Raw genomic sequence first — 24,173 nt, forward strand, 5'->3', positions numbered from 1 at the left:
AATCGAACCCCTTTTATTCGGATCGTTCCCTCGTCTTCACCTTATTTGCCAACTCCTTGTCAACATCTTCGACAATGAAAGATATATCGCCGCTTTCATGTCGGTCAGTCTGAATGCAGTCCCAGCATATACGACGCCGGGTAGCATAGCGGGGCAGCATTGGCTCAAAGGCCGCAACCGAGTGGCGCAACTCTGTGCCTCGACGACAACAAGCACACGCAAAAGCGATGAACTCCTCACCTGAATTATTCCAAGGTGACCTCGCTGGTTCAAGGCATTCGCCCGTTAAATCTGAGAGAATTTTTGCACGGGCTGATGCAGGTAAGCCAGTGGCGCGTCGACCGAAATGGGTGGTCGCCCAATCTTCCAGTCGGTTCAACCACCACCGCTTCCAGCCATCCCCAAAGATCCCAGTATATCTGATGCCAGCAGTATCTAAAAATTTGGCGATCGTGTCCTGGTGACGAATGTCGATCCCGAGATGTGCGCACACGTCCTCGATTTCGATGAGCAGCCCGGGGCGATCGATCAGTCCGAAAACGATCCGCGATATGACGTGCGGTGCCTTCGCCTCAGAAACCTTGGTCCTTAATTCTTGAACATCTATAAAGGGGCGATCATTCTCTATGCCGTCCAAGAGCTGATGTAAGTCGTAGTACCCATCCGCGGCTCGAAGTTTTTCGTAACCTTTACAGAGACTCACTAATTGTTTCCGCGTCCTCTCGCGATAGTTATTGATATCCTCTTTAACGTAGACTCTATCGAACAAGTCATGAGCAGTTTTGTCGGGCCGATACAGGCTTTTTATTTTAGTTTCTGCAGACACGAGCACGAGCGCAAAATCTCGACTCGGGCGCTCCACTGCGATATCGCGTAGATGTTGACCAAGTGCGCTGCCCTTGAAAGTCTGCTCGGAATTTAAACCGTCAGGAGCCTCGTCGAGTCTATAATCTAAGGCAACTATCATCGGGTTTTTGTCGATGATTTTGCGCGCTAGCAAGGTGAGTTCTGTCATATCTATTGCGTCGAAGTGAAGAGCGCCTGACGACAACGTCTCAGCGTAAACAGACTCTTGATCGTCGACGAGCACACCGATGTAGGTCAAGATTCCTCCAGAAATGCAAGGACGCGAAATTCAAAGCGGCAGCCATATCCCTCGGTTGCTTCGACTACGCGTACAGATCCGCCGTAGCTAGCCGCAATATCTGCGACGATTTTGAGGCCCAGACCAGTCCCGGGTCCCGTCACTCCATCGTCCTCCGCCGCCATCGTTGTGGTGAAGAAAGCGTCGAATATACGTTCTCGATCTGCGAGCGGGACACCTGGTCCTCTGTCCTCAAAGCCTATGACGACGTGGCGACCGTCGCGATGGCCATCTAAGCGAACCCCCCTATCACTTACCCGTGCCTTCCGCATCGATTTTATGGAGTTGGTTAGAAAATTAAGTAGCACAGCATCTAATTCGCTGCTGTGCATCGGGATTGTCCGAAGTGTCGCCGGATCGACTTCCACTTTAAAACTCACACCTTGCCGCTTCATGTATTCCGAGAACTGCTCCGCAAAGCGACGCAGTGCGCCTAGAACCGACAATGAGTGAAGTTCTCTACTCTCCGTAGTTGACATTAGCTTCCCAATATATCCACCAATGTCAAACATTCGATCTGCCGCCCTTTTCATTTCCAGGAACTGACGCTCTAACGGCGCTTTTGGGCAATCATCTCGCACTCCCGCGATTGCATCCTCCAAAAGATCGAGTCTTGCACGCATCGCGTCACGAGCCCCCTTGACCTCGTGGCTAAATACAGTGATCGAAAGTCCGAGCGACGCGAGCAGTCTGAGCATCTCTTCATATTCGAGAGAAGCTGCTCGTTCTTTGTCTACCTGGTTCTCATACTCGGCCGCGATCGCTTCAGCTTGCGCGAGCATGTGCTCGGCGACGACCAGATCGCGTTGCGCGGCGCGAGGGTCCGGGCTCTCCCGCAAAGTCCGATCCTGATTCTCCCGCAATGTCCGAAGGAACTCAGACGGCTTACGTGGTTCCGCGACGAAATTACGCTGACCTGCATCTTGCTTCCGATTGCGAGAGTGGGCCACACGTTTCACGGCCCATTCGACGGCGTTACGAACAAAGCTCTTCAACTCAAGAAATGCCTCGTTTTCAAGTAGACCTTCGCGGCTGCTGGTCTCCTCGAAGAGCGGGTTTTCAACGGTGTGGAGTTCGACATGGCCGAAAAAATTACGATTGTTGGCCGGGACTAATAATTCTCGACGTGAGACGTCTCGGTCGAGTTCAAGCCAATCGTCGGTCGACTCGCCATAGGGGAGGACACGAAAGCCATCCCGGTAAACTCGTATTCCACCAAAACTTCTACCAAGCTCGGCGGCGGTCGCCATTTTCATTCCGGACAACGTATTACTGTGGTAAATAAAATATGATGCGGTTAGAGATACTGGTCCTGTTATAAGATAATGCTGATCCATTTTTTGAATATCATTTAACATCAGCTTCGGAGCTGATACATTAGCCGCAGCATTTCCATCCTCGTCAATGGTGGCAGTTATTGTTGCGAAAGCCTGAGATAAAAACTCCGATTCGATCGAATATTCTGATCTCTTTTGGTCGCGTGTGATTCCGTTTATCGTAACTGCAAAACCCGGGTCTACCCGTTGGCTAATTTTTGTTGATAAGCGAGAGATAGGAAATGGAGGCTGAAGAAGAAGTACAGAGCGCCATACTTTGGCAAGCGCTGAGTCGCTCCACGCGTCCCTAAGGTCCATAATTCTTAAGGTTGTTCCGCAATCATCTGCTTCTTTGTCGAAGCGATGTATTTTGCTAAATACCTCATTTAGATCCCGCCCTGCGCGGAACTCCTCATCCCAATTGAAGGCTACTCGGAAGCCAAAAGGTAGTCCCCTTGGGCGGGATTCTAGCTGCAACTTTTTTCCAAGTCTTTGCACAGAAAAACGTCCAATCCCCTTTCTGCCGGCGCGCACGCGGTTGAAGAGAGGCGAGCGAGGTTGGTCGATTTTTGCCGCCGTTGAAATCCTCATCCAACTTGAGCGAATGACGTCATCTTGCATTCCTGAGCCATTATCGACGATCGCTAAGGCGCCGCCGGGACGGTTGCAGTTGCTGAAGGTAATTGAGACCTGAGTGGAATCAGAGTCGTAAGCATTTTTGATGAGCTCAGAGAGCGCAGTGTCTTGCTTGCCAACAAGTTCTGCGCCCAAACGGTTTATATGCCCAGCATCAACTACGAACCGAACACTGTCCGGATCGGACTCGACGAGTCGGCGGCTCAGCTGCTCGATGCGGAGCCAATTCGGCGCGGCGTTTTTCAGTTCGGCCGCGACCGCCTCCCTGATTTCTTCCTGTGTCAAATTCTACCCCACTGGTGCTTGTGCCGTTGATTCCACTATGAAATCTAAAATCGCAATTCCCTAAATGCATGTTTGAAGCGGTACCTCAAAATCCTAACCAATGATTCAAAATGTGGACATTGTCACGCTTTTCCGAAATCCGGCACGAGGGCCCCGGCTTCCTGGCGGTTCGTTGAAGCACGGGACTCATTCCTCTCGACGAAAGCATGGAATTTTGATGACTGACAGCCCGAACTTAGTTCGCTCGATCAGCCAACGGCAAATGTCGATGCCGGTCAGGCCGAGGACGAAGCCGGTAAATCCGGGGACCGCATCGACTTGAATCGTCGCCGGGTCGAGCCCCGCCCAACTGTAGAGCGACGCGAGCCCGGCCCCGACGAGCGGGGCGAAGATCGGCGTTCCAACGAAGGCGAAGGCGCCGCCGGCGAGGCCGGCGACGAGACGCAGCGGCCAGGGGCCGTTGAGCAATAGGGCACTCACGCCGGCCCCCGCCGCCGATCCGACGATCGGCGCAATATGATAGGCGTCATTTTGCATTCATTCCCCCAGCTTGACCTTATTGGATCGGGAGCCTGCGGCAGATCCGCGCCTCGGCGTCGAGACGCGAGAGGTCGCGGACGACCGCGACGGCGTCCTTGTCGCGATGCGTCTCGACGAAGGCCGCGGCCCGCTCGAGGTCCGCATCGCCGAGGGGCGTCGGACAGATGCGCGCGAGCTGGCGCTTGATCTCGGCCTTTCGGGCTTCAGGCGTCGCCTGCGCCGTCACGGCCCTGACCGCCGCGATCGGCGGCGGCGCGCCGTCGTCGCAGGCTGCGAGCGAGAGAATCGGGATCGTCAGGCTCAGAAGGAAGGCTCGCGCGCGCATCGGCAGTCTCGGCTATCGCTTGTTGCGTTTCATTGGCGGCTTCGGCGGCGCCCGCGCGTTCGTGGCCGCTCGCCGTGTCGGCGCGTTGCCGATCGCCCACCCAGGCCGAAGCGACGGCCTGAAAGAGCGAAGAGAACAACGCGCCGACCAAACTCGTGAGAAAGCTCACGTCGCCGCCGGAAGGCCGAGGGCCGCGGCGTCCGCCTCGGCCGGGATGACGCCGAGCTTCGACAGCTCGGCCACGATCAGCGGTTCGAGCAGGTCGCCGGCCCATTTGGCGATTCGCGGCTCGTTCGCAATGACGCGCGAGGCGACCGACACGATCAGGTCATTGGCGACGCCGATTTCGACCGTTTTGCCCTTGATGAGCCCGACCTCGGTCGCAATGACGTAGTTCGCGGCTTTGGAGATCGCGTCATTGGTCAGATAGGCGCGCAGCGCCGCCGGCGCGCCGCGCAGCGCCCAGCTCACGACGGCGACGACGAGGCCGACCGACGAGACGAGCAGAGAGGACAGCCAATCGCCCCAGGGAATGGACACGACGTTCGCGGCCGGCGCGGCCGCCTCGGCCGCGGCGGGAGCCGCGCAGAGCGCGAGCGAGCATGCGGCGGCGATCGCCGCGCCCGCCGAGAGCACGTTGCGTTTCATGACTTTACCTTTCGAGATTTGGGAAAATGGCCGGAAAGAGCAGCTCGCGGGCGCTCGGCCGGGACGCCGCGAATTCGAAGCCCGAGGCGGGCTATTCGAAGGCAGGCTATTCGAAGGATTGTCCCGTCGCCGCCAATCGCGCGACGCCGCCGATATAAAGCAGCAGCGGCGCGGCGAGTGAAACGACGACGACGGCCGCGACGATGATCGCGACGCGCTTCCAATTGATCGGGGACATGGGCGCGCCCCCTTTCACGCTTCGCTTCCGGCCTTGACGGCGCCGACGCGGAAGGCGCCGTCATGCGTTCCCTTCGGCAAGGCGACGCCATGCGGCCAGGAATAGGAATGGATCACGTTGCGGGGATAGACCGCGATGCTCACGGCGTCGGATTGATTGCCGCCGAGGCCCCAGACATGAGTCGCGTCGAAGTCGACGACGAAAAAGACATGGCCGCCGCCGTCGCGCTTCTTCGTCGCAATCGCGCCGATGATCGGCGTCGAGAGCTTGTCGCCATATTTGGCGTAATCGAGCGCCCAAAGCGTTCCGCTCGACGACAAGCCCGCCTTGCGCAGGCACGCGCCGACGAAGGCGGCGCACCATGGAACGGAATCATGCTTGACCTCGGGATGGCCGGCGAGCGCGTATAGCTCGACGACTTTCGGATTGTCTTTCGCGCCGACGCCCTCATGCGTCCCGATATAGGAGCGCGCGACTTCGATCCATTTCGGCAAAGCGATAGCGCGTTGCGGCGCGAGGGCGCCGCTCGTCTCATTCGTCATGTTTCACCCTTCGGAAAGAGAGCGCGCCCGATGCGAACGCGCTCACGGCTCGCCGGATTGGCGAACCGGATTGGCTTGCGAGCCGCCGCCGCTCGTCAGCGGATCGGAACGGCCGCGCGTGCGAGCGCGCCGGCGATCGTCATCGCGCCGCGCAACCGATCGCGCTCGACGTCGCCGCGCTTCAGACCGTTCGCCGCGACGCATTTTGCGAAAGAGCGCCCGAAGCCCTTGCAATAGGCGAAGATCAGCAATGCGCGACGCGCGTCATGATCGGCGGCGAGATGTTTCGACGGCCACTCGATCGCCTCTTCCATGCGCGAGATCGCCGCGGCCGAGGGCCGCGGTTGCGACCATGCGAAGGCTTTGCGATCGCGCAAGGCCTCGGCGGCGACGCCATCCTCGAATGTGTCGCGGATGACGAAAGACAGCGCCGGGCGGAAGCCGCGCGGGCGATCCTTCTCGGGAAGACGCTTCAATGTCGCGAAGGCCTCGACGAGGCGCGCATTGACGAGAGCGCCAGTCCATGCCGCCGGACGCGAAGCGAGATCACGCGGCGGAGCGATCGGCAGAATGTCGGAGTCGAGATAGGCCATAGGCTTCCCCATGCTGTTCGAACTCGAGGCGTCGGGCTTCTATCGCTTTGCTCGGCGCGCGCCTCGGCTCGACGGTTCGATATCCTTTGAGCGGCTCCCGATAGGCGACGATTTCGGGGAAGAGCCGCAGCGCCTCGGCGTAGTCGTCGAGCGCGCGAAGCGCCTGGCGCTCGGTCATTTGGCGCGACATGCGATAGAATTTCTGGACGAGGTCGACGGGGTTTCCGACCGTGCGCGCATAGGTCGCCAGACATTCCGGCGAGAGCACGTTGAGCGCGTTCGCGCGAATGTTGCGATGGTCGAGCCCCATGCGCTTGGCGAGGCCGAACACGCAATGTTTCGAGCAGCGGTCCGGCGCGCCGAGCAGCCGCGCAATCGTCTTGATGAAAATCCCGAGCCTGTAGCCGGCGGCGACGGTCGCGCGATCCTCTTCGGTCGGCGACCATTTCAACTGAATCGAGCGCACCTTCACGCCGCGCTTGCGCGCCTTTTGCAGATAGGCCCGCGCAGTGTTTTCTTTCATGCCGAGATGCGTGACGAGATCGGCGACGGATGCGCCGCCGTTTATCGCGCGCACCACCATATCTTGCCGCCGGCGCGCGTCGCTGTTCGCGCAACGCGCTTCGGCGAGCGCCCTTGGCGTTCGCTCGGGAAGGCCCATTCTCTTCGCGGCGCGCCGGATGGAATCCATGGACGCGCGCAAATGATGCTCGAAATCCCATCGCATCTGATCGGAAATCCAATTGGCGCGCAACCATTCGGCCTGCGCCTCGGTCGGCTCCCACCGGCGCGTCGAGACGATCCTCTCTCTATGGCCCGCAGGTCGCGCCCAGCCGTGGCGCCGTGCGAGATAGTGAATATCGGCAGCCTCGCGGCCATATCGATCGGCGATCGCCCATGCCGCTGTTCCGTTCTCATAGAGCGCGCGCATTTCGGCGAGCTGCGCTTTCTTCGGAACGCGTGACGAGCGTCGACGAAAGCGCGGCGAGCGAACAAAGCCATAGGCGCGCACGCGCCGTTCGATCGCGCCGACGCCGATCCAAAAATGTTGCGAGAGACGCCATGCGCTTTCGCCGCTCCACCAACGCCGTCGCAGATCTTCGAGCTGCTCGACCGTCCAGGTTTCGCGCGGGCGCAGCTCAAGGCGTCGAGACGGCCTTCGCACCTGTTCCCCGACCGAAGATCGTGGAGATTTGATAGACGGTCCATGTGAGCGAGGCGATCGGCGCGCCGAAGTCCGCCGTTTGCTGCGCCGCCGAATAGACCGCGCTCGGCGCGCCGGCGCTCATTGTGCGAACAATCGACGTCCCGTTCGCAATATCGACCTGATAGGCCTCGGCGTCTTCGTTCAGCGGCGCATCGATCGGCTCCCACGAGTCGCCGCCGAATCGCGTGCGGCGCACCCATGACAGAGCGATATCGCCGCTTCCCTGCCATGCGGCTGAAAGATGCGAGGGCGTATAGGGGCGCAGGCCGACGCCGGAGAAGCTGAAATCCGACTGCGCATAGCTCGCGTCGGTAATCGCATAGACGGACGGGCCGTAGCGCAATGCCTGAGTGACATTGCGTTGGTCGACCGTCATATCGAGAACGCCGAGCGAGGATGCGTCGAGAAAGACGATGCGCGCGCCGGCCGGAACCGGATCGGCCATGCCGGATTCGGTTCCTTGCTGCGCCCGCAACAGCTTCGTAAGCTTGTAGGTTCCGGCTCCGGTCAATGTCGCGTTGACGAATTGCAGGATTTCCCACTGACCATTCGCCGGATTCTTGACGGCGACCGCGCCGAGCCCGGAGAGCGTTTGCAGCTCTGTGAGCGAGAGCATTTGCACGCTCGTATCATAGAGGCGCAGATAGACCGCGTTGGCGTTGTCCCAAATCGAGCGCGGCCCCGAATAGAGCGGGCTCGTCAGCTCGCCGAGCGCCGCCGTCTTCGCGATCTGACCGATGAGCGCAAAGCCGGCCCCGCTCGAGCGATAGAGCGAGACGCCCGCCCAGGGCGAGGCATAGGCCGCGATGCGCGGCGCCCATGGCTTCGGATCATCCGAATTGAGCAAGGGGATATCCATGAACTCGACGATGACGCCGCCATAGGTCTTCGCCGAGGGAGCGGAGCGCGGGCTTCCCGACGAGCCGCCCTGTCCGCGCGCGAGCGCCGGATCGAAGCCATAGAGGTCGAGCGCGCGATAGAGCCCGGTTTCGATCGACTTGACCCGCAGGCTTCGCGTGACGCCGTCGATCGCGAGCGACAAGCAATCGCCGGGGTCGAGCGCGAGCTTCGACGGCGGCAGCTTGACCTGCGCCGTCTCGCGAGCCGCCCATTGCTGTTGCAAGAGATTGGCGGCGAGCTTTTGCGCCTGGTTCGATTCGAGAACGACGCCGACCTGCGCCGTCGCGATGCGCTCGCTGGTTCCGATCGAACGGCGCGCCGTCGCCGAGCTGGTCGCGTAGTTCGCATAAGCGTCGACGAAGGAGAGCTTGAGCGAGCCCGGAAGGTCGGTTTCCTGTGCTCGCGTGAGCGAATAGCCGACGTCGCCATCGCCGTCGAGAACGAGATCGTCAATCGAAAGAGAGAGCGTCGACGCATAGCCGCGCGACGCGAAGACGATCTTTCCGTCACTCTCCACTTCGTCGAATTGATAGGCGTCCTCTATGCCGGAGAGCACGTCGCGCGGCGACACCACGCCATCGGAGGCGAAGCCGATCGACAGCGAGCCCGGCCCGACGATGCGCGACGCGTCGAAGTCGGAAAGGCCGACCGCGCCGCACAGCTCGGCGATGATCCATCGGACCGGAACCTCTTGCGCGCGACCGCTCACCCAATGGCCGAGCTCGTAATTGACGCCGTCGCGCCATGTCGCATTCTTCGACGGAAAGTCGGGGAACGGCCGCGCATCCCAACACCACACGAACATGTTGCGCGGATCGACCATTCTCACGCCGCCGCCGGACACGGGCGAATGATCGCGCCAATAGGTCAGCATCGCCTCGAGATAGGCGCGTTGCATCGCATCGTCGCGCGAACCGTTCGAAAAATAGGGCAGAAAGGACTCGGACGATTTCGGGTCGACGAAGACATTCGGCTGATTGCTCCCGAGATGGACGGCCGGACAGCCGAACTCGGTGAACCAGATCGGTTTCGACTGCGGAACCCAAGCCGTGGGCGAGGCATTCTCGCTTCCGCCCGGCCGGCTGTAATGGGCGCTCGACCACCATGCGCGAATATTCTTGTTCGCGAACACCCAATGCTTGCCGGCGAGCCCGTCGACGATCGGCGTTCGCGTTTGCGCCGCCCGATCGGCGTCGCTCGCATAATACCAGTCGAAATATTCGCCGCCTTCGATGTTCGCCTTCAGATAGCTCTTGTCGTAAGGCGAGACGGGACCATCGGCGTGATAGTCGACATTCGAGCCGACGTCCCTCCAATCGGAGAGCGGAAGGTAATTGTCGATTCCGATGAAATCTATGTTCGCGTCGGACCACAGCGGGTCCATGTTGAAGATCACGTCATTGGTTCCGTCGCCGGGGCGGTGCGAGTGATATTCGCTCCAATCGGCCGCGTAGCCGATCTTGACGGAAGGCCCGAGGATGGCGCGGACCTGCGCCGCGAGGGCTTTCAAATGCTGGACGGCGGGATAGGTTCCGTCGCCGGCCGACGAGCGCAGGCGCGTGAGGCCGACAAGCTCGCTGCCGATGATGAAGGCGTCGACCATGGCGGGCGTCCCGCCGGAGAGCGCCGCCGTCGTCGCGGCCTGGACGCAAAGATTGGCGTAGTGCAACACCATGACATTGTATTGCGCGAAGAAGGCGTCGACCTGCGTGGCGCAGGCGCTCGTCTTGTCAACCGTTCCGCTGCGCCCCGGCGCGGGGTCGCAGGTGATGCGCCCGCGCCACGGAAACACGGCTTGGCTCGCGCCCCCATAGGGGTCGGGAAGCGTGTTTCCGGGCGGGACGTCCATTGAGACGAAGGGGTAGAAGACGCAGCGCAGGCCCCTGCGCTTGATTTCCTGAATCGCCTGCATGACCGTGTCGTCGGACGGCGTCCCGCCGAAGGCCGGAACCGAGCCGCCGACCGTCGAGACCGAGCCGCCGACGCCGGTCGGATCGAAGAGGCTCGGGTAGATATGCGAGACGACGGGCGCGGTTTGCGTTCCGATCCACGGGATTCCTTCGCGCCAATAATTGGCGACCTGCCAATTGCTCGGCTTCACATTGGCGGAAGCGTTCTCGACCTTCGGCACGATCTGACATTGTCCGCAGCGCAGATCGGTTCCGAACCAACTGACGACGAGCGAGACGGCGTCGGGCGCCGAGAGCGCGCCCTGCGAAGAGGTCCAATTGCCGCCGGTCGGCGGGTCGGGGTTTCCGCCCCAGGGGAGATTATAGGGCGGGACGGGCGGAGCGGTCGCGGGCAGCTCATTCGCGCCGGCGAGCTGATCGAGCGAGATCGAGAAATCGGCGCGCTGATCGAGGATATTCGCGTTCAACACCCATGTATGGCCGTAAGAATCGTCGGCCTTGTAGACTTGGCAGCCATAGACGAACTCGCCGAGGCCGGGAATCATGCAGACCGAGCGCAGGCAATTCGTCAGATCGTCCGCATCCGGGATTTCCGGCATGCGGACGATTTCCGCCGTGATTTGCGGCATGCGGTTCCCGAACTTGTCGAGGACCATGTTTTCGAAGACGAGATAACAGATCCCGCGATAGGCGGGCGCATTCCCGGAACCTTCGATCGATTCGATGAATGTGTCCGGCAATTGCTGATCGGAACCATTGTAGAAGCGCCATGTAAATTGCGCGAGGTCGAGTTCCTTGCCGTCCGCCCATACTCTGCCGAGCGACGTTCCCGAGCCGCCCTCGCAAAAGGCGACGGCGAAGGAGAGATTGGCGTGATAGATGACATTGATCGACGGCGTCCAAGCCGTTCCGCCGCCGCCGCCCTTGCCGCTCGACGCGTTTGCGGTCCAATTGACCTGATTTTCCTGCCACTCTTTGAAGTTCGAAGCCCAGATCACATTTCCGCCGAAGCGCATGCGGCCCCAGGCCTTGCGGACCGGCGCGCCTTCCGACGAGCCCGTGAGATAGACGTCCTGGACATGCTGTCCGAACGTCACCTGAATTTGCGGGCTCTGCTTTTTCGACGCGAGCGCGCGGCCGGCGAATGACAGGCCGATGCCGCCGACGAGGCTCGCCGCCATGCCGAGACCGGGCGTGATCGCATTGCCGATCCCGCCGAGAATGAGCGACGCCATTAAGAGAAGTTCCTGCGCTCGTTCCCGCCGGCTACGGCTCGACGCCGGGAAACGCGAAGGCGGCGACGATATGGCGACGCCAATAAGGGCTGAGAGCGACCTCGCGGACGCGATCGTCGCTTTGCGCGTGGATCATCGTCCAGTCGCCCGATTTGATCGCGAGATGCTTCGCCATGCAGCGATCGCGCATGCGAAAGGCGAGAACGTCGCCCTCGCGCGCCGCCGCGATCGCGATCGGCTCCATATGACGCTTCGCGGCGTCGAGCAGATATTCGACCTCGCCATATTCGCCCCAGTCCGGAGAATAGGGCGGCGGCGTCTCCGGCTCGGCTTCATAGAGGTCGCGCCAGACGCCCCGAACGAGTCCGAGGCAATCGCAGCCTGCGCCGCGAACGGCCGCTTGATGGTGATAGGGAGTCCCGAGCCATACGCGCGCGATTTCCAAGACGCGCGCGCGGGCGATCGGCGAGCCGTCAATTGCCAAGGATGGAGCCCCCGTCCATGCCGGGCGTGTCGCGCGTCGCGATGGAGGTCACGCGATCGTTTCCGGGGATATGTGGAAAGCCGCGAAAATTCGCGCCGTTCTGAAATTTCGATTTGCAGATGTTGAAGGTCTTTCGACAGCCGACCGTGACATTGGCGGCGTCGCCGATCGCGAGCGCGAATTCCGGCGAACTCCACAATTCGATTATGTCGACGCCGGACGTGCGCAGATGGTTCTTGATTTCGAACGAAAGGCCGCTGTTCGCTCCGGAGGTGAAGCTCATGACGCCATCGGTAAACCAGTCCGAAGCGAAGGCCGATAGACCCGTGACGACGATATCCCGCACGATCCCGGTCGTTTGTGCGAGCGCGGTTCCATGCATCGCCGGGTTCGATAGATCGACGCGGCATTTCGCATCGCCGAGCACGGCCGAACAGGTTCGCTGATAGATTCCGCCGACCGGCTGGTTGAGGCGGGAGCTGAGAGAGCGAAATTCGGCCGTGAAGGCGAGGCCCTGCCGTTTGACCTCGCCGAGATTGCCTTTCGAAATCGTGACGCCCTGCGTCGGATCGGCCCAATTCACCCAGAACAATTCGACCGTCGCATCGTCGTAACGGCCGGCGAGGAGGTCGGTCTCATTGATCGCCAGCGACGACAGCGCGCCCGACGCGGTGAAATTGTCGATCGAGAGGCCGAGGCCTTGCTGAATTTGCGACGCGGTGAATCCGCTCGACGCCTCGAATATCGTTCCGGCATAGACGATGTTTTCGTCATGTTCGGTGAAGCCGAGGATGACGCCGTCGCGACGCCGGATGCGCCAGCAATAGGCGAGCGTGGTGGCACCGCTTGCGAGATGAAGAACGAAGGCCGGTGAAAGATTCTTCATTGTCGCATCACTCCGCTCGGCGAGTGGGTACAATTTCGTGCTTCAGTGACATCTGAGCTTTCCTAAAAATAAAAGCTTGCTAAAAAAATAGCGTGCTACTAATGTGTTTATGCCGCGCTGTTTCGGCGGCACACAGGAGTGCGCAGATGGCCATCCGTCATGAAAATGAGCTTCTATTGCGATTGGAAGGAGTTGTAGACCGAGGATATGCAGAGATTTCAGTTAGCGAATTGCTGATTTGGTATAATCAAGAACGGCAGACGTCTCAGATTTGGAAGGACGTTGCAGAAAGATGGTATAACCTATTGGAAACAATGAAGATTGTTGCAAAAAATGAAAAAGATACGCCATTGTTGGTTGGAGATGGATACGGGTCATGGGTTTTGATTTGGGGTCGCGGCTTAATGTGCTCAGAAAATTCGTGGTTTAAGGACGTTCGTTCCCTAGCGAAGATGCAGGTCGAGTAGAAGCAGGCGATGCAAACGAGGCTGCATAGAGCAGCCTCGTTTGCAAGGGCCGCGGGAAGCCCTCTTTTAGATTCTGACTTCAATCACTGGAATATTCGGTATCTGCCCCGCTTTCCATGTCGTGTAATCGATTTCGAGATAGTCGATATCGAAGCGGACAGGCACGTCGAATTGAAAGCCGGCCTTGACGACGGCGCCGGAGGCGGGCGCCGTTCCGAAGGTGACGGTTCCCGTCGTCGGATCGACGGCCCAGCCGGACGTCAATTCGACGCCATTAACCGCGACCCGCACGCTACCCAGGACCGGCTTTCTGATCGCCCGCGCATAGGGCGCGAAGCTCGCGCCATAGGTTTTGACGAGCTGAAACGCCGTCGCCGATCCGTTACCGGTTCCGATCTGCTGATCGACGGGCGTGACGGCGACGCCGGGCGTCGACGCGGAAGAGAGGTCGAAGCGATCGCGCCAGCGAAAGCCATAGAGCCGCCCGCGACGCTCTTCGAAGAACTGGACGACGGCGGCGAATTTGGCGTCGTCCTTGTCGCGCAGGCCATAGCCCGCATTGTAGCGCCGGCGCGAATTCGCCCAGATCGAATTGCGCTCTTCGAAACCCGACCGCATGGTGACGATATCCGTGCGACGCTCGGGGCCGCCGCGGCTCCCGAGCGCGATATCGCAGGGAAAGAGCACTTCGTGAAAGGCGGACATTGTGTGCGCTCGCTCTGCGCCAGCTCGACCGCTCGCGCGCTTTCTCAAAGATTGCGTTGGCCGCGGGCGATCGCCTGCGTCAGAAGCGCCGTCATTTGCCCTTCGGATCGGGAGAACGAGCCCGCGTCGGGCGTCGTGACGTTGAAGTCGATATAATTATGCGTCGTGCTCGACGCGCCGGCGCTACGGGCGTTCGGCGCTGCGCCGAGGACCGAGCGCGCCATCGCGTTGGGCATGATCGAAACCGGCATGGCGCCGGCGAAAATGGGCTCGGGTCCATTCTCGCCGACGACGCCCCAACCGCCGGCGGGAATCGTGCCGCCGTCCGCGAAGAGGCCCGAAAAGCCGGAAAAGAGCGAGGAAAAGAAATCCCCGCTGCCGTTTTGCGGGAACGGCCCGACCGCGCCGGCCGGCTGGCCAATGAAGTTCGAATTGACGCCGCCGGAGAAGAGGCCGCCGATCGACCCGAATAATCCCCCCATATTGCCGTTCTGGCCTTGCGTGCCGAACAGCGACGCGAGCGGACCTTCACCGAGCAGCGCCGCCTTCAACGCGGCCTGTTCGAACGTCTTGATGATCGACTTCAGGACGTCATTGAACTTCGCGCCCGGCTCCAAGAGCTTGTCGATGGCGTCGAAGGCCGCATTGCCGAAGAACTGCGCCTGTTCGCGCGCAGCGGCTTGGGCCTTGGCCGCGTCGTCGATACGCTGGCGCAGCTTCGCGTGCGTCTCGGCGAGGCGCTCGACCTGCGCAATCTCGGCCTCGGTCAAAGGCGTTCCGCGCTCGCGCGCTGCGGCTTCGGCGCGGGCGAGATCGACGGCCTTCTCTTTCTCGACGTTCGATTTGCCTTGCGCATCGGCCTCGGCCTGCAAGACGTCGACGCTCTTGCGGAGCTGCGCGAGATAGGTTTCCACTTGGTCGGCCGTTGCGGCCGTTGCGGCCGGCGCGCGGGCAGCGCGCGAAGAAGCGGCGGAGCCGGTCGATTCCAGCGCCGAGAGCGACGGCCGCACGGGCGGCAAGGGCGCGTTTCGCGCGGCGTCGAGCGCGCCGGCGGTCGGCGTGAGGTCGACGCCGATCGAGCTGCGGCGCGGATTGACGAGGCCGAGCGCGGCGCGCGTTTGCTCATCCGTCAGGCCGCCGCCCCAAACGCCGGGATGCTCCAAGCCGACCCGCGCGATGTTGCGCTCGCGCGTGGCGCGATCCTCGACGACGCCGAGACGCTCGAGCTTGGGCGTAATCCAATCGCCGAATTTCTCGAGCCCCTTGCCGACGTCGGGGATGAGATCGCCGAGCGATTTGATGGCGCTGTAGAGCTTTCCCGCCAAGACGACGACGCGCGCGAGAACCTCTTCGACGCCTACCCAGCCGTCCTTTATGTCGAGCCCGAGGCCGGCGAGGTCTTTGAGGACCGGCATGAGGCCCTCGGCCATTGTGGCCTTGGCCTTGCGCAAGCGTTCGTCGAGTTCGTCGGCGCGCTTCACCATGTCTTCGTCGAAGACGGTTCCGCCGCGCTGCGCCTCGCCGACAAGCTCGGTCATCTTCATCTTGCCGGCCTTCACGGCCTCGGTCAGCTTTTCGGCCAGCTCCGGCGCGCCGGTCAGCATTTGCGCGAGATGGAGCGCCTCGACCTCGCGCCCGCGCGCCAGCAGTTCTCGCATCGCCGTCAGCACGGCGTTAATCTTTTGCTCATTCGTGTCCGCGCCGAGATAGTCGCCGAGGCCGCGCCCCTGGACGCGTCCGCCTCGATACTGCTCATCGAGAAAACGGCCGATCGAATTGATCCGATCCTTGCCATTGTCGTCGACCGTCTCGCGGACCGCCTGCTTGGCGTGAATGAGCGCTTGTTCGAGCGATTTCACTTCGACATTGAGTTCGGACGCTTGATTGCGCCACACGTGAAAAAACGTCGACGAGACGCCCGCGGCCTCGGACCCCCGCGCGATGGCCTGCAATTTTTGGACTTGATCGGCGGCAATGTCGGCCGCGGCGCCGAAGGCGGCGATTCCCGCCGTGGCGGCGAGCAGCGCGAGCTTATAGGCGGCGAAGAATTGCAGCCCTTGCGTCACGACGCTCGACGCCGTCGCGACGCTGGCGCTGGTGGCGTTGAGCGTCCGCGCGGCGGAAACCGCCGCGCCGGCGACGGTCGCGAGCTGCGTTCTGGCCGTCGTGGCGAGATCGGCGAGCCCGCGCTTGGCGGGCTCGAGATCGGTCGAGAAGCGTAGAACGAGAGCGCGGCTCGGCGACGCCATGGTTTTTCCTCACGCGAGCCCGGCGGCCTGGAAAGCCGCCAGAGCTTCGAAATAGTCCGCTTCCGATGGCGCGCCGTCGAGCGTCACGCCACGGGATTTCGCGAAGCCGCGAAGCATTGCGTCGAATTCGGCGAGCGTCATCGCGTCGACGTCTCGCGGGCTCATTCGGAGCGCTCCGGCGATCTCATAGAAAGGGGAGAGGTCGCCGGGGCGTCGCTCTCTTCCGTCTCCCCTTCCGCTTTTCCCGGCTCGACGCCTACGACGCAGGCGTTGAGAATATCGGCGGCGAGCTGGAGGAACTCGCCTTTCGGCCGCGGGTCGAGATAATGCAGCGCGATCGCCGTCGCGTCCGGCTCGCTCGCGCCGCCGCCCTGGAGCCCGAGGCGAATCGTCTCGCGAATATCGTCATAGCGCCATTGCATGGTCGAGAGACGCAGCAATATGGCGCCGATCCCCGCGCCGCAGATGCGCTCGAGTTCGCCGATCTCGCCGAGCCGCAATTCGAGCTTGCGGCGCCGCCCGGCAAGATCGCGATGGATCGAAGTGTGACGAAGCGTCTCGTTCATGCGTTCGCCGTCACGGTCGGCTTGCCTTGGCCGTGGAAGTCGCAATTGAACTTCACGAGGCCATTGTCCGCCTTTTGCTCGGTCCAATTTGTGACGAGGAACGCGCCCTGTTCGATATTGCCGCCGGAGGTTCCCGGCAGGTTTCGCATGAGCTGGACATTGAGCGCCGCGCCGCCGCGGTAAGCCGTGATGACGCGCTGATAGGGCGTCTTCGACGGGTCGCAGACGCCGGACGCGGTCAAATCCCAGGTGAGCCCCTTGACGGCGCTAGTTCGCGTCGGAAGCGCAGTCGGATCGGCGCAATCCGCCGCCCAGGCGTCTTCGACTTCGGCGCCATGCTTGGAGTCGACCGTGGTTCCGACGCAGAAAAAGGTGAAAGCCTCGGTCGGCGTCGCGCCGTCGCCGACGAGCAGATAGAATTTATTGCCGGGCAAGGGCAGAACGGGATTCGCGGTCATGGCGCCGTGTCCTTTCTCTCGAGGTCAGGGGTAGGGGGTTGCGTCGGAGAGCTGCGTCCGCAGGTCGAGAAAGCATTCCTTCGGCGACGGGAGCGCAATGACGTCGCCGCCCGCCATCGTGCGAAACGGCGTCATGAGATGGCCGCCGGCGAGCGTGAGCGTCTTCAAGTCGAATGCGAGGCGCATCGCTTCGTGAAGCGCCCAAACTTCTTCGCGGCCGAACTTGGTCGACACGGCATAGAGGCGCAAAGCGACGTCATATCCCGGATTGCAGCCCAGCTCGAGGCGACGCCAGCCGAGCGGTCCGAGATAGACGAAAGGCGCATTGGCGTCGGTCGGCTCGCCGCGATGATCGCGGGGAACCTCGTCATAGATCTTGCCGCCGACGATCGCCGCCACGCCCGCGTCGACCTTCAAGGCCTCGACGACGGCGATCTTGAACGCTTTGAGCGGCGTCATTGCGGGATTTCCGCGCTCAGCTCGGAAGCGTCGGCCTGCGGCTCGGTTCGGAATTCGTCGCCGCGCGAGGTCAGGCGCTCGCCTTTTCCCTGCCGCACGATCTCTTCTATATGCGCGTCGGGCGCGAGGCGCTCGCCAGGCTGATAGACGATATGCACGCTCGGACGCGCGACGACGATCGCCAATTGATCGACTCTGACCTTCGGCATGGATTTCCCCTTCAACCGAGTTCCCAACCGTCTTCGGCCGCCGCATCCGGGATCACGTCTTCCATGGCGAGCCCGCGACGTTCGAGCGCTTCGTCCGCTGACGGATAGAAGAAAGGTTGCGCCTCGGTTCCCGGATGGCCGTGGCGCTCGCTCTTGCGCCGACGGCTCGCGAAGGCGCTCGTTCCGCCCGGCCCCGACTCGTCATGCGGATGCGTTCCGAATTCGACGAAATGCGCGTAGTCGGCGGAAAGCTTGCCGTTCGCGCGGACATGCTGCGCCGAAGCGCGAAACTCGAAAAAAGCGTCGGTTTCCTCGCCCTCGATTCCCGAATAGAGCGTGCCCGTCGCCTGCGGAACGCGCTCTTGCGCGAGCGCTACCATGTCGTCGAGGGCGCCGCGGTCGATGCGATGCGCCTTCAACGCCATCTTGACTGCGATCTTTCCGAGCGCGGCGGCGAAATCGTCGAAGCCTATGACGCCGGTCGCTTCGCTTATCTCATAGAGTGCGAAGGCCGAGCGGGCGATGGTGAAGAGGGGGAGCACGCGGTGTCTCGGTTTGGGTGCGTTTAGACGTTCAACTTGACCGTCAGCTACTCGCAGGTAAGTTGGGTCCCGCGTCCTCTTGCCGTTGACATCGGAGCGGAGCCTTGAAGTTGTATTTGGTCACTTTTGACTTGCACGGTGCCGCGCAGCCGCCGGGAAATCTTTATGCCGATATATATCGAGACATTGAGAGGTTGTTTGGTAGAAAAAATTTCTGCAAAGACTTTGGACAGTTTTGCCTTGTGAAGAGTGCGGATCACGTCCAAATTGTGAAAAACCGAGTCAGGTATATTATCGATAGAAAAAGCAATCAGTTCAACAGTAGGGATATTGTTGTTTTCTCGTTGGGCGATGGCATTTCAATCTCAAGGGGACATAGCAACGAAGCTTTGGGGGAATTTCGAAAATTCTTTCTGACGTGATATTACGCTCTCGATCAATGGGCAGCGTTCCCTTTCAGCCCCCAATTTTGCGCGCGATCGTGATTTCGATGAAGCGCCGGACCTTGTCCGGCAACGCAACCGTTTCGATCGACCACTCGACGCCCTCGAGGCGGATGCGATCGGCGGCGTTGATCGTGCGATTTTGTGCGCAGTCATAGACTCTGAGCAGCCCGCGCGCCTGATCTTCGACGAGCCCGGCCTCGAGCGCCTTCGCTCCCGACGCCTGCTTGAATGATGCGCGCGTCGTGAAGGCGTCGGCGAAATCGCCACGCGCGACGCCGCCCGGATTGTCCGGGACGTCGGCGCGCCGCAGAATCGTGACCGAATAGCGCATGCGTCCGGCGAGCATCAGCGCATGCTCCCGAAAAGTGCGAAGCGGTTTTCGGGTGAGAGCATGCGAAAAAGCTCTTTCAGAAATTCGGCGAGCGGAAGGGCGCGACAAGCGCGGCGACGGCGAGCGGCGTTTCCTGCAACGCTGCGCCGAAGCCGGTCACGGCCTCGCGATTTTGATAGAGATGCGAGATCATGAGCAGCGCCGCGTGACGGATCGGCGCGGGGATAAGATCGGGCGTCGCGCCATAGCCGAGCGATAGGGTGATTTTCCATGCCGCCTCGTCATCGTCGACGCGCGGCCATGCGACGCCCTTGGCGAGACGCACGAAGGTCAGCTCCTTCGAAATCTTCCGCGTCACCCATTGCCCGGTCGCGAGCGTCTGATAGACGCCGTCCTGTAGATATTCGACCTTGTCGACGGATTGCAGCGGCGCGCGATCGATGACGAAGCCCGTCGCCGCCGGCAGGCCGCGCAAGCGCGGATCGGAACGGCCATTGTCGAGCGGAGGCGGCGGCGCCGTATATTCCCAAACCTGCGTGAGCAGCGGACGGCCGATGATCCCGTTCTCGAGGTCGAAGTGCTGCGTCGCCACGTCCAGCAACGCCGTCAGCAATCCGTCGTCGTCGCCGAAATCGACCGTGTTCGTTTGCCGCTTGGCCTCGGCGAGAGAGACGATCGGCGTCGACGACGACGAGACGAGATTATAGACGCCGGTCATATGGCCTCCGATCAGCTCGCCAGATCGGTCGGCTTCGTCGCGGGCTGCTCGGCCAGCTCGGCGAGCTTGGTCGAGAGCTGCTCGGCCAGCGCTTCCGCCTGCCTCTTGAAATCGTCGCGCTCATCCTCGGCGGCCTTCAGCCGCATGGACGCCGCGACCTTGTATTTTTCGAAGGTCTCGACGACGGCGTCGCGCTGCGTCCGCGCCGCATCGGCAGCCTTGCGATGGACCTCGGTCTCGGCGACGGCGCCGGCCTTTTCCTTGACGGCGGAGGCAAGCTTGCCGGCGAGGTCCGCGGCCTGCTTGACGAGGCCTTCGCGCTCGGCGGTCACACCGTCGAGCGCCTTGGACAGCTCGGCGACACGCGCAGCCGCGATGTCTTGTTCCGGCGCTTCGATCGCGAGGCCCTCTTTGATCCATGCGCGCGCGACGTCGTCGGGCTTGTCGACAATATCGCCGGGCAGGTCCGATTGATGCGCGCCAGCGATCGATGTGAGCAGCTTGATTTTCATCGGTTCTGATTCCTCGGATTCGTTTTCGCGAGGGAAGAGACGCCCGGCCGCGCGGCCGGGCGCGGCGCGATCAGGTGGCGGATTGCTGCAATGTGCGGATCGATTCCCATGCCGACGTCGTCGCATTCTTGGCGTCGATCATGCGGCCGTCGGCGCGCGCCCAGGCCAAGAAACCCACCTGTCCCTTCTTCGCATAGGCGGAGTCGGTGAAACGCAGGATGAGCACGTCCATGACGTCGCGGATCAAATATTTGGAGAAGTCGCCGAAGGCGATGGACTTCGAGTTGGCCGCGAGGTCCGCCATGTGCTGATTGATGACGATCGGCTTGCCTTCGATCTGATAGCCGGTCGACTCGCCGCCGGCGAAAACCGCCTCGAGCGAGGGCAGGAAGAGCGGACGATTATTGGCGTCCTTGAGCTTTTTGACCACCTTCCAGGTCTTATCGTTCATCATCCATGCGCAGCTCGCCGAGGCGCGATAGGCCGGATCGACCGAATGATAGAGTTCCATGAAGAAGTCATAGGCGAGCGAGGTCGCATTGCCGACCGGCGCCGTATAGCCGACCGAGGCTGCGGTGACGACGCCCTGCGGCTGGCCCGTTCCCGTTCCCGTCGTGAAATAGCGGTTCTGACCGCGCGCGACACGCGTGGCGAGCGCGCGCAAGACGATGGCTTCGACATTGATGGCCGCGTCCTGAAGAATTTCCATCGAGACTGGAATGGTCTTCGACGAGAATTTATAGGCGCCGACCGACACGGAGCCGAAGGCGATATCGTCGTCGGCCGCCGTGGCGTTCTCAGCGACGATCTCACCTTCCGCCGCCGTGTCGTCCGTCGTCCCCCAGGTGAAGGGCTGGCCGCCGGCCGTTGCGAGAATCCATGCGACGACGCGCATGCCGCCATAGGCCTTCAGGAATTCGAGCAGCGTCGGCATGACGATGGTCGGAACGAGAACGCCGCCGGTCGCGGAAGAGCCCTCGGCGATGTTCAAGACGCGATTGCGGTTGCGGGGGTCGGCGGCGGAGACGAGCGCCGCTTCCTCGGCCGAGAGTGCGGCGACGCCCTGCGCCAAGGCCTTGGCGAAGGCGGCGCGCGCCTGCGTGACGCGATGCGCGTTTTCGTCGACGCTCTTGCCGTTCTTGTCGCTCGCGGCGCGGGCGTTGAAATCTGTCGCGTCGTCGGCGGAGAGCGTCAAGGAATTCTGAACGCGGCTGATCTGGCCATCGATCAGCTCGATTTCGATCAAGACCGCGTCGGCTTTGGCCTCGATTTCCTTCGTGTAGTCCTTCGACTCGACCAGATTCTTATATTCCGTCACCTTGCGGGCGCGCTCTTCGCGCAAACTTTTCAGAGACGACATGGCAGATTGCTCCTTTGGCGGAGTGTGAGACCCCGTGAAGGGGCGATTTCCCGGTAAAGGGAAAGGCGGGGAAAGATCAGGCGGCGCGTTCGAACAGCCGCAACATGCGGGCGTGACGCTCTTGCGAGGTCTTCAGATATGCGGCGACAGGGTCGGCCTGCGGCGGGGCGAGCAGCGCCTTCGGCGGATGGTCGTAAGCCGAGAGGTCGAAGCGGCGCAGATTGCTCGCCTGCGCCGTGCGGGCGGCGATACGGTCGCAGAATTTCATTTCGACAGCCTGTTCGGCCGAAAGCCAGGTCTCGGCTTTCATCATGGCCGTCAGCTCTTCGACCGAAAGGCTCGCGCGAGTCGCATATTGGCTCGCGATCGAATCCCGAATGGCGTCGAGCATGTCGGCGCAACTTCGCATTTCGTCGGCGTCGCCCCAGGCCATCGACTCGGGATTGTGGATCATTACGAAGCCGCCGGGCGCGATTTCGATCTCGTCTCCGGCGAGCATGAGCGTCGACGCGGCCGAGGCGGCCATTCCGTCGATATGGGTGATGACGCGCGCCGGATGCTGCTCGAGCGCGGTCTTGATCGCCGTCGCTTCGAAGACGAGGCCGCCGGGCGAATTGATGCGCAGATGAATCGTCTTCGCCGCGAGGGCGCGAACGCCCCGCACGATTTCCTCTGTCGTCGGCTGATCCCAACCGCCGATCACGTCATAGACATAGATCGAGGCTTCATCGCCGTCGCGGTCCGGATCGAAGGCCGGATTGCTATCGTCGTCGCCATCCCAATCAGGGTCATAGCCTCTGACGATTTTCGGCTTGCGGCCGGGGCCGTTCGCGGCGAGCAGTTTCAATAGTCGGCGCATGGGCATGGCGTCACTTCCTCGACTTTCGCGACGGGCGGGATGAAGATTGTTGCGTCGGCTCGGGCGGCGGGGGCTCGGGCTTCGCGCTTTCCTCGGCTGACGCGCCGCCGTTCTGTCCGATCTGCGGCGCCTTGCGTTCCCAGGTGACGAGCTTGTCGGCGCTCGGATCGGTCGACGGCCCCATATTGAGCTTTTGCCGAACCTCATTCGCCGTCATCACGCCGGGGCCGTTATTGCCGCCGAGCGCGATCTGGAAAGCTTCCATCCGCGTCTTCATGTCGCCGCGCACGAACCCTTCGCGGTCGAATTCGGCGACCTTTCCATCGGGAACGAGCTTTTCGTTCACCTCGTCTTCGATGGCGCAGAGATGCGGGCCGAGCGTGAAATCGACGAACGCTTGCGTCTGTTCCTCGAGGCCCTTGCCGAAGGACGTGGCCTTGTCGGTCAGTCCGGCGAGATGCGCCGGAACGCCGAAGATGCGCGTCGCGATATCCTCCACGCTGAATCGGCGCGTATCGAGTAATTGCGCGTCCGCGGCATTGATGCGCAGCTCTTTGAACTCGCCGCCGTTCGTGAATACCGCCGGCCCGGCGAAGCGATTGTCGGAGCCATGCTTCGCCATCCAATGCTTGCGGATTTCGTCGGGCGTGTCCTTGGCGACGCCATTCGGAAAGGTGATGTAGCCGTCCGGCGACGAACTGTTGTCGAAATAGGCCTTGGCGAAGGCGTCGGCGGAAATCCCGATCCCGACGCTCATCGCATAGGCGGTAAGTGGCGACATGGCGCGGAAAATCTGCCAGATCGGCGAGCCGGGGATATGCAAGACGTCGTCTTGCGGCGCGACGATCATGCGCCCGTCGTCGAGAGTCATCGTATAGACCTGCAAAGGCCGACCTGCGACGCTGTCGAGACGAACGCCGGTCCGCGCCCACGGCACCTGATGCAGCTCATAGGGCTCGGCGGCGCGGAACGATTTCCTTTCGATCCATGCGATTCCGTTGCCGTTGAGCAGCATGTCGGCGACGGAAGAGCGCCAGAACATGGATGCCGAAAGGCGGGAATTCGGCCGCCTGTCGAGCATTCGCGCGAGCGGCGACTTGCGGTCGCGGACGCGATGGCCGTCGTCGTGTTCGTCGAACAGAGCGAAGGGCAGCATCGAGATGCAGCCGGCGATCAGGCGGACACACCCATAGACGGCGCTATGGGTGAGCGCTTTGTCGGCCGAGACGTTATTCGTCTGAGGGCCGAACAGCTTTTCGAAGGCGAGCGGATCGGAGAGCGGATAGGTCGCGGTCGTTCCCGAATTCTGAACCGCGGCGCGCAGATCATGCGCCTCTTTCTCGAGGCGCAGGGTTTCGATCTCGCGACGCAGCCGCGCGCGCTTTCCGAAGCCGAACATGCGG

At 61.8% G+C, this 24,173-nt stretch carries 27 protein-coding genes; 1 reads left to right on the forward strand and 26 read right to left on the reverse strand.

Going from position 1 to position 24,173, the window contains the following annotated elements:
- Positions 1-13 precede the first annotated feature (13 nt).
- The 12 genes from EDE12_RS09095 to EDE12_RS09145 form a co-directional block, all read right to left on the reverse strand.
- Positions 14-1,105 (reverse strand): hypothetical protein, encoded by a 1,092-nt coding sequence (locus EDE12_RS09095; protein WP_026598589.1) that lies wholly within the window; start codon positions 1,103-1,105, stop codon positions 14-16.
- A complete protein-coding gene (locus EDE12_RS09100; RefSeq protein ID WP_084768502.1) occupies positions 1,102-3,381 on the reverse strand; it encodes a sensor histidine kinase in 2,280 nt (759 codons plus the stop codon). Before EDE12_RS09100 ends, EDE12_RS09095 begins: the two co-directional genes overlap by 4 nt.
- Before the next feature lie 186 nt (positions 3,382-3,567).
- Positions 3,568-3,918 carry a hypothetical protein gene (locus EDE12_RS09105; RefSeq protein ID WP_026598593.1) on the reverse strand — a complete coding sequence of 117 codons (351 nt, stop codon included), beginning with the start codon at positions 3,916-3,918 and terminating at the stop codon, positions 3,568-3,570.
- A 19-nt stretch (positions 3,919-3,937) separates the two neighbouring features.
- Positions 3,938-4,246: a hypothetical protein gene (locus EDE12_RS09110; RefSeq protein WP_036290853.1), complete on the reverse strand. Its 309-nt coding sequence runs from the start codon at positions 4,244-4,246 to the stop codon at positions 3,938-3,940.
- Between the two features lie 165 nt (positions 4,247-4,411).
- Complete coding sequence (locus EDE12_RS09115; RefSeq protein WP_026598594.1) at positions 4,412-4,894, reverse strand: hypothetical protein; 483 nt, start codon at positions 4,892-4,894, stop codon at positions 4,412-4,414.
- 106 nt (positions 4,895-5,000) lie between these two features.
- Complete coding sequence (locus EDE12_RS22445; protein ID WP_280949682.1) at positions 5,001-5,132, reverse strand: hypothetical protein; 132 nt, start codon at positions 5,130-5,132, stop codon at positions 5,001-5,003.
- 14 nt (positions 5,133-5,146) lie between these two features.
- A complete protein-coding gene (locus tag EDE12_RS09120; RefSeq protein ID WP_051592456.1) occupies positions 5,147-5,674 on the reverse strand; it encodes a TIGR02594 family protein in 528 nt (175 codons plus the stop codon).
- Between the two features lie 95 nt (positions 5,675-5,769).
- Positions 5,770-6,267 (reverse strand): hypothetical protein, encoded by a 498-nt coding sequence (locus tag EDE12_RS09125; RefSeq protein WP_051592457.1) that lies wholly within the window; start codon positions 6,265-6,267, stop codon positions 5,770-5,772.
- A complete protein-coding gene (locus EDE12_RS09130) occupies positions 6,221-7,432 on the reverse strand; it encodes a hypothetical protein (protein WP_026598596.1) in 1,212 nt (403 codons plus the stop codon). Before EDE12_RS09130 ends, EDE12_RS09125 begins: the two co-directional genes overlap by 47 nt.
- Positions 7,407-11,519, reverse strand: coding sequence for a glycoside hydrolase/phage tail family protein (locus EDE12_RS09135; protein WP_026598597.1), 4,113 nt, complete (start codon positions 11,517-11,519; stop codon positions 7,407-7,409). Before EDE12_RS09135 ends, EDE12_RS09130 begins: the two co-directional genes overlap by 26 nt.
- Before the next feature lie 31 nt (positions 11,520-11,550).
- The gene (locus EDE12_RS09140) at positions 11,551-11,964 is read right to left on the reverse strand and encodes an NlpC/P60 family protein (RefSeq protein WP_245511930.1); all 414 of its coding nucleotides are present in this window, start codon (positions 11,962-11,964) and stop codon (positions 11,551-11,553) included.
- A 28-nt stretch (positions 11,965-11,992) separates the two neighbouring features.
- A complete protein-coding gene (locus tag EDE12_RS09145) occupies positions 11,993-12,889 on the reverse strand; it encodes a DUF2163 domain-containing protein (RefSeq protein WP_026598599.1) in 897 nt (298 codons plus the stop codon).
- Positions 12,890-13,035: 146 nt separating this feature from the next.
- Here EDE12_RS09145 and EDE12_RS09150 point away from each other — a divergent pair, with 146 nt between their 5' ends.
- Positions 13,036-13,356 carry a hypothetical protein gene (locus EDE12_RS09150; protein WP_134188057.1) on the forward strand — a complete coding sequence of 107 codons (321 nt, stop codon included), beginning with the start codon at positions 13,036-13,038 and terminating at the stop codon, positions 13,354-13,356.
- 66 nt (positions 13,357-13,422) lie between these two features.
- Here EDE12_RS09150 and EDE12_RS09155 read toward each other — a convergent pair whose 3' ends face one another.
- The 14 genes from EDE12_RS09155 to EDE12_RS09210 all read right to left on the reverse strand — a co-directional run bounded on the left by EDE12_RS09155 (position 13,423) and on the right by EDE12_RS09210 (position 24,169).
- Entirely contained in the window at positions 13,423-14,061 is a 639-nt protein-coding gene (locus EDE12_RS09155; RefSeq protein ID WP_026598600.1) for a DUF2460 domain-containing protein, read from the reverse strand.
- 44 nt (positions 14,062-14,105) lie between these two features.
- Complete coding sequence (locus EDE12_RS09160) at positions 14,106-16,310, reverse strand: hypothetical protein (protein ID WP_026598601.1); 2,205 nt, start codon at positions 16,308-16,310, stop codon at positions 14,106-14,108.
- Between the two features lie 9 nt (positions 16,311-16,319).
- Complete coding sequence (locus EDE12_RS21825) at positions 16,320-16,475, reverse strand: hypothetical protein (protein WP_157198935.1); 156 nt, start codon at positions 16,473-16,475, stop codon at positions 16,320-16,322.
- A complete protein-coding gene (locus EDE12_RS09165; protein ID WP_026598602.1) occupies positions 16,472-16,876 on the reverse strand; it encodes a gene transfer agent family protein in 405 nt (134 codons plus the stop codon). Before EDE12_RS09165 ends, EDE12_RS21825 begins: the two co-directional genes overlap by 4 nt.
- A complete protein-coding gene (locus EDE12_RS09170; RefSeq protein WP_026598603.1) occupies positions 16,873-17,334 on the reverse strand; it encodes a phage tail tube protein in 462 nt (153 codons plus the stop codon). Before EDE12_RS09170 ends, EDE12_RS09165 begins: the two co-directional genes overlap by 4 nt.
- A gap of 24 nt (positions 17,335-17,358) precedes the next feature.
- Entirely contained in the window at positions 17,359-17,793 is a 435-nt protein-coding gene (locus tag EDE12_RS21830; RefSeq protein ID WP_026598604.1) for a DUF3168 domain-containing protein, read from the reverse strand.
- Positions 17,790-18,002, reverse strand: coding sequence for a hypothetical protein (locus EDE12_RS21835; protein WP_026598605.1), 213 nt, complete (start codon positions 18,000-18,002; stop codon positions 17,790-17,792). Before EDE12_RS21835 ends, EDE12_RS21830 begins: the two co-directional genes overlap by 4 nt.
- Positions 18,003-18,013: 11 nt before the next feature.
- Positions 18,014-18,544 carry an HK97 gp10 family phage protein gene (locus EDE12_RS09180; protein WP_026598606.1) on the reverse strand — a complete coding sequence of 177 codons (531 nt, stop codon included), beginning with the start codon at positions 18,542-18,544 and terminating at the stop codon, positions 18,014-18,016.
- Positions 18,545-19,000: 456 nt separating this feature from the next.
- Entirely contained in the window at positions 19,001-19,336 is a 336-nt protein-coding gene (locus tag EDE12_RS09185; protein ID WP_026598607.1) for a head-tail adaptor protein, read from the reverse strand.
- Between the two features lie 61 nt (positions 19,337-19,397).
- A complete protein-coding gene (locus tag EDE12_RS09190) occupies positions 19,398-20,039 on the reverse strand; it encodes a hypothetical protein (RefSeq protein ID WP_051592458.1) in 642 nt (213 codons plus the stop codon).
- A gap of 11 nt (positions 20,040-20,050) precedes the next feature.
- Positions 20,051-20,551: a hypothetical protein gene (locus EDE12_RS09195; protein ID WP_026598608.1), complete on the reverse strand. Its 501-nt coding sequence runs from the start codon at positions 20,549-20,551 to the stop codon at positions 20,051-20,053.
- 70 nt (positions 20,552-20,621) lie between these two features.
- On the reverse strand, positions 20,622-21,911 hold the full coding sequence (locus EDE12_RS09200; protein WP_026598609.1) for a phage major capsid protein: 1,290 nt from the start codon (positions 21,909-21,911) through the stop codon (positions 20,622-20,624).
- A gap of 76 nt (positions 21,912-21,987) precedes the next feature.
- Entirely contained in the window at positions 21,988-22,776 is a 789-nt protein-coding gene (locus EDE12_RS09205) for a head maturation protease, ClpP-related (protein ID WP_166671845.1), read from the reverse strand.
- Positions 22,777-22,780: 4 nt separating this feature from the next.
- Entirely contained in the window at positions 22,781-24,169 is a 1,389-nt protein-coding gene (locus EDE12_RS09210) for a phage portal protein (protein WP_026598611.1), read from the reverse strand.
- Between the last annotated feature and the right edge of the window lie 4 nt (positions 24,170-24,173).

Origin of the sequence: Methylosinus sp. sav-2, from assembly GCF_004366495.1 — a bacterium.
GTDB lineage: Bacteria > Pseudomonadota > Alphaproteobacteria > Rhizobiales > Beijerinckiaceae > Methylosinus.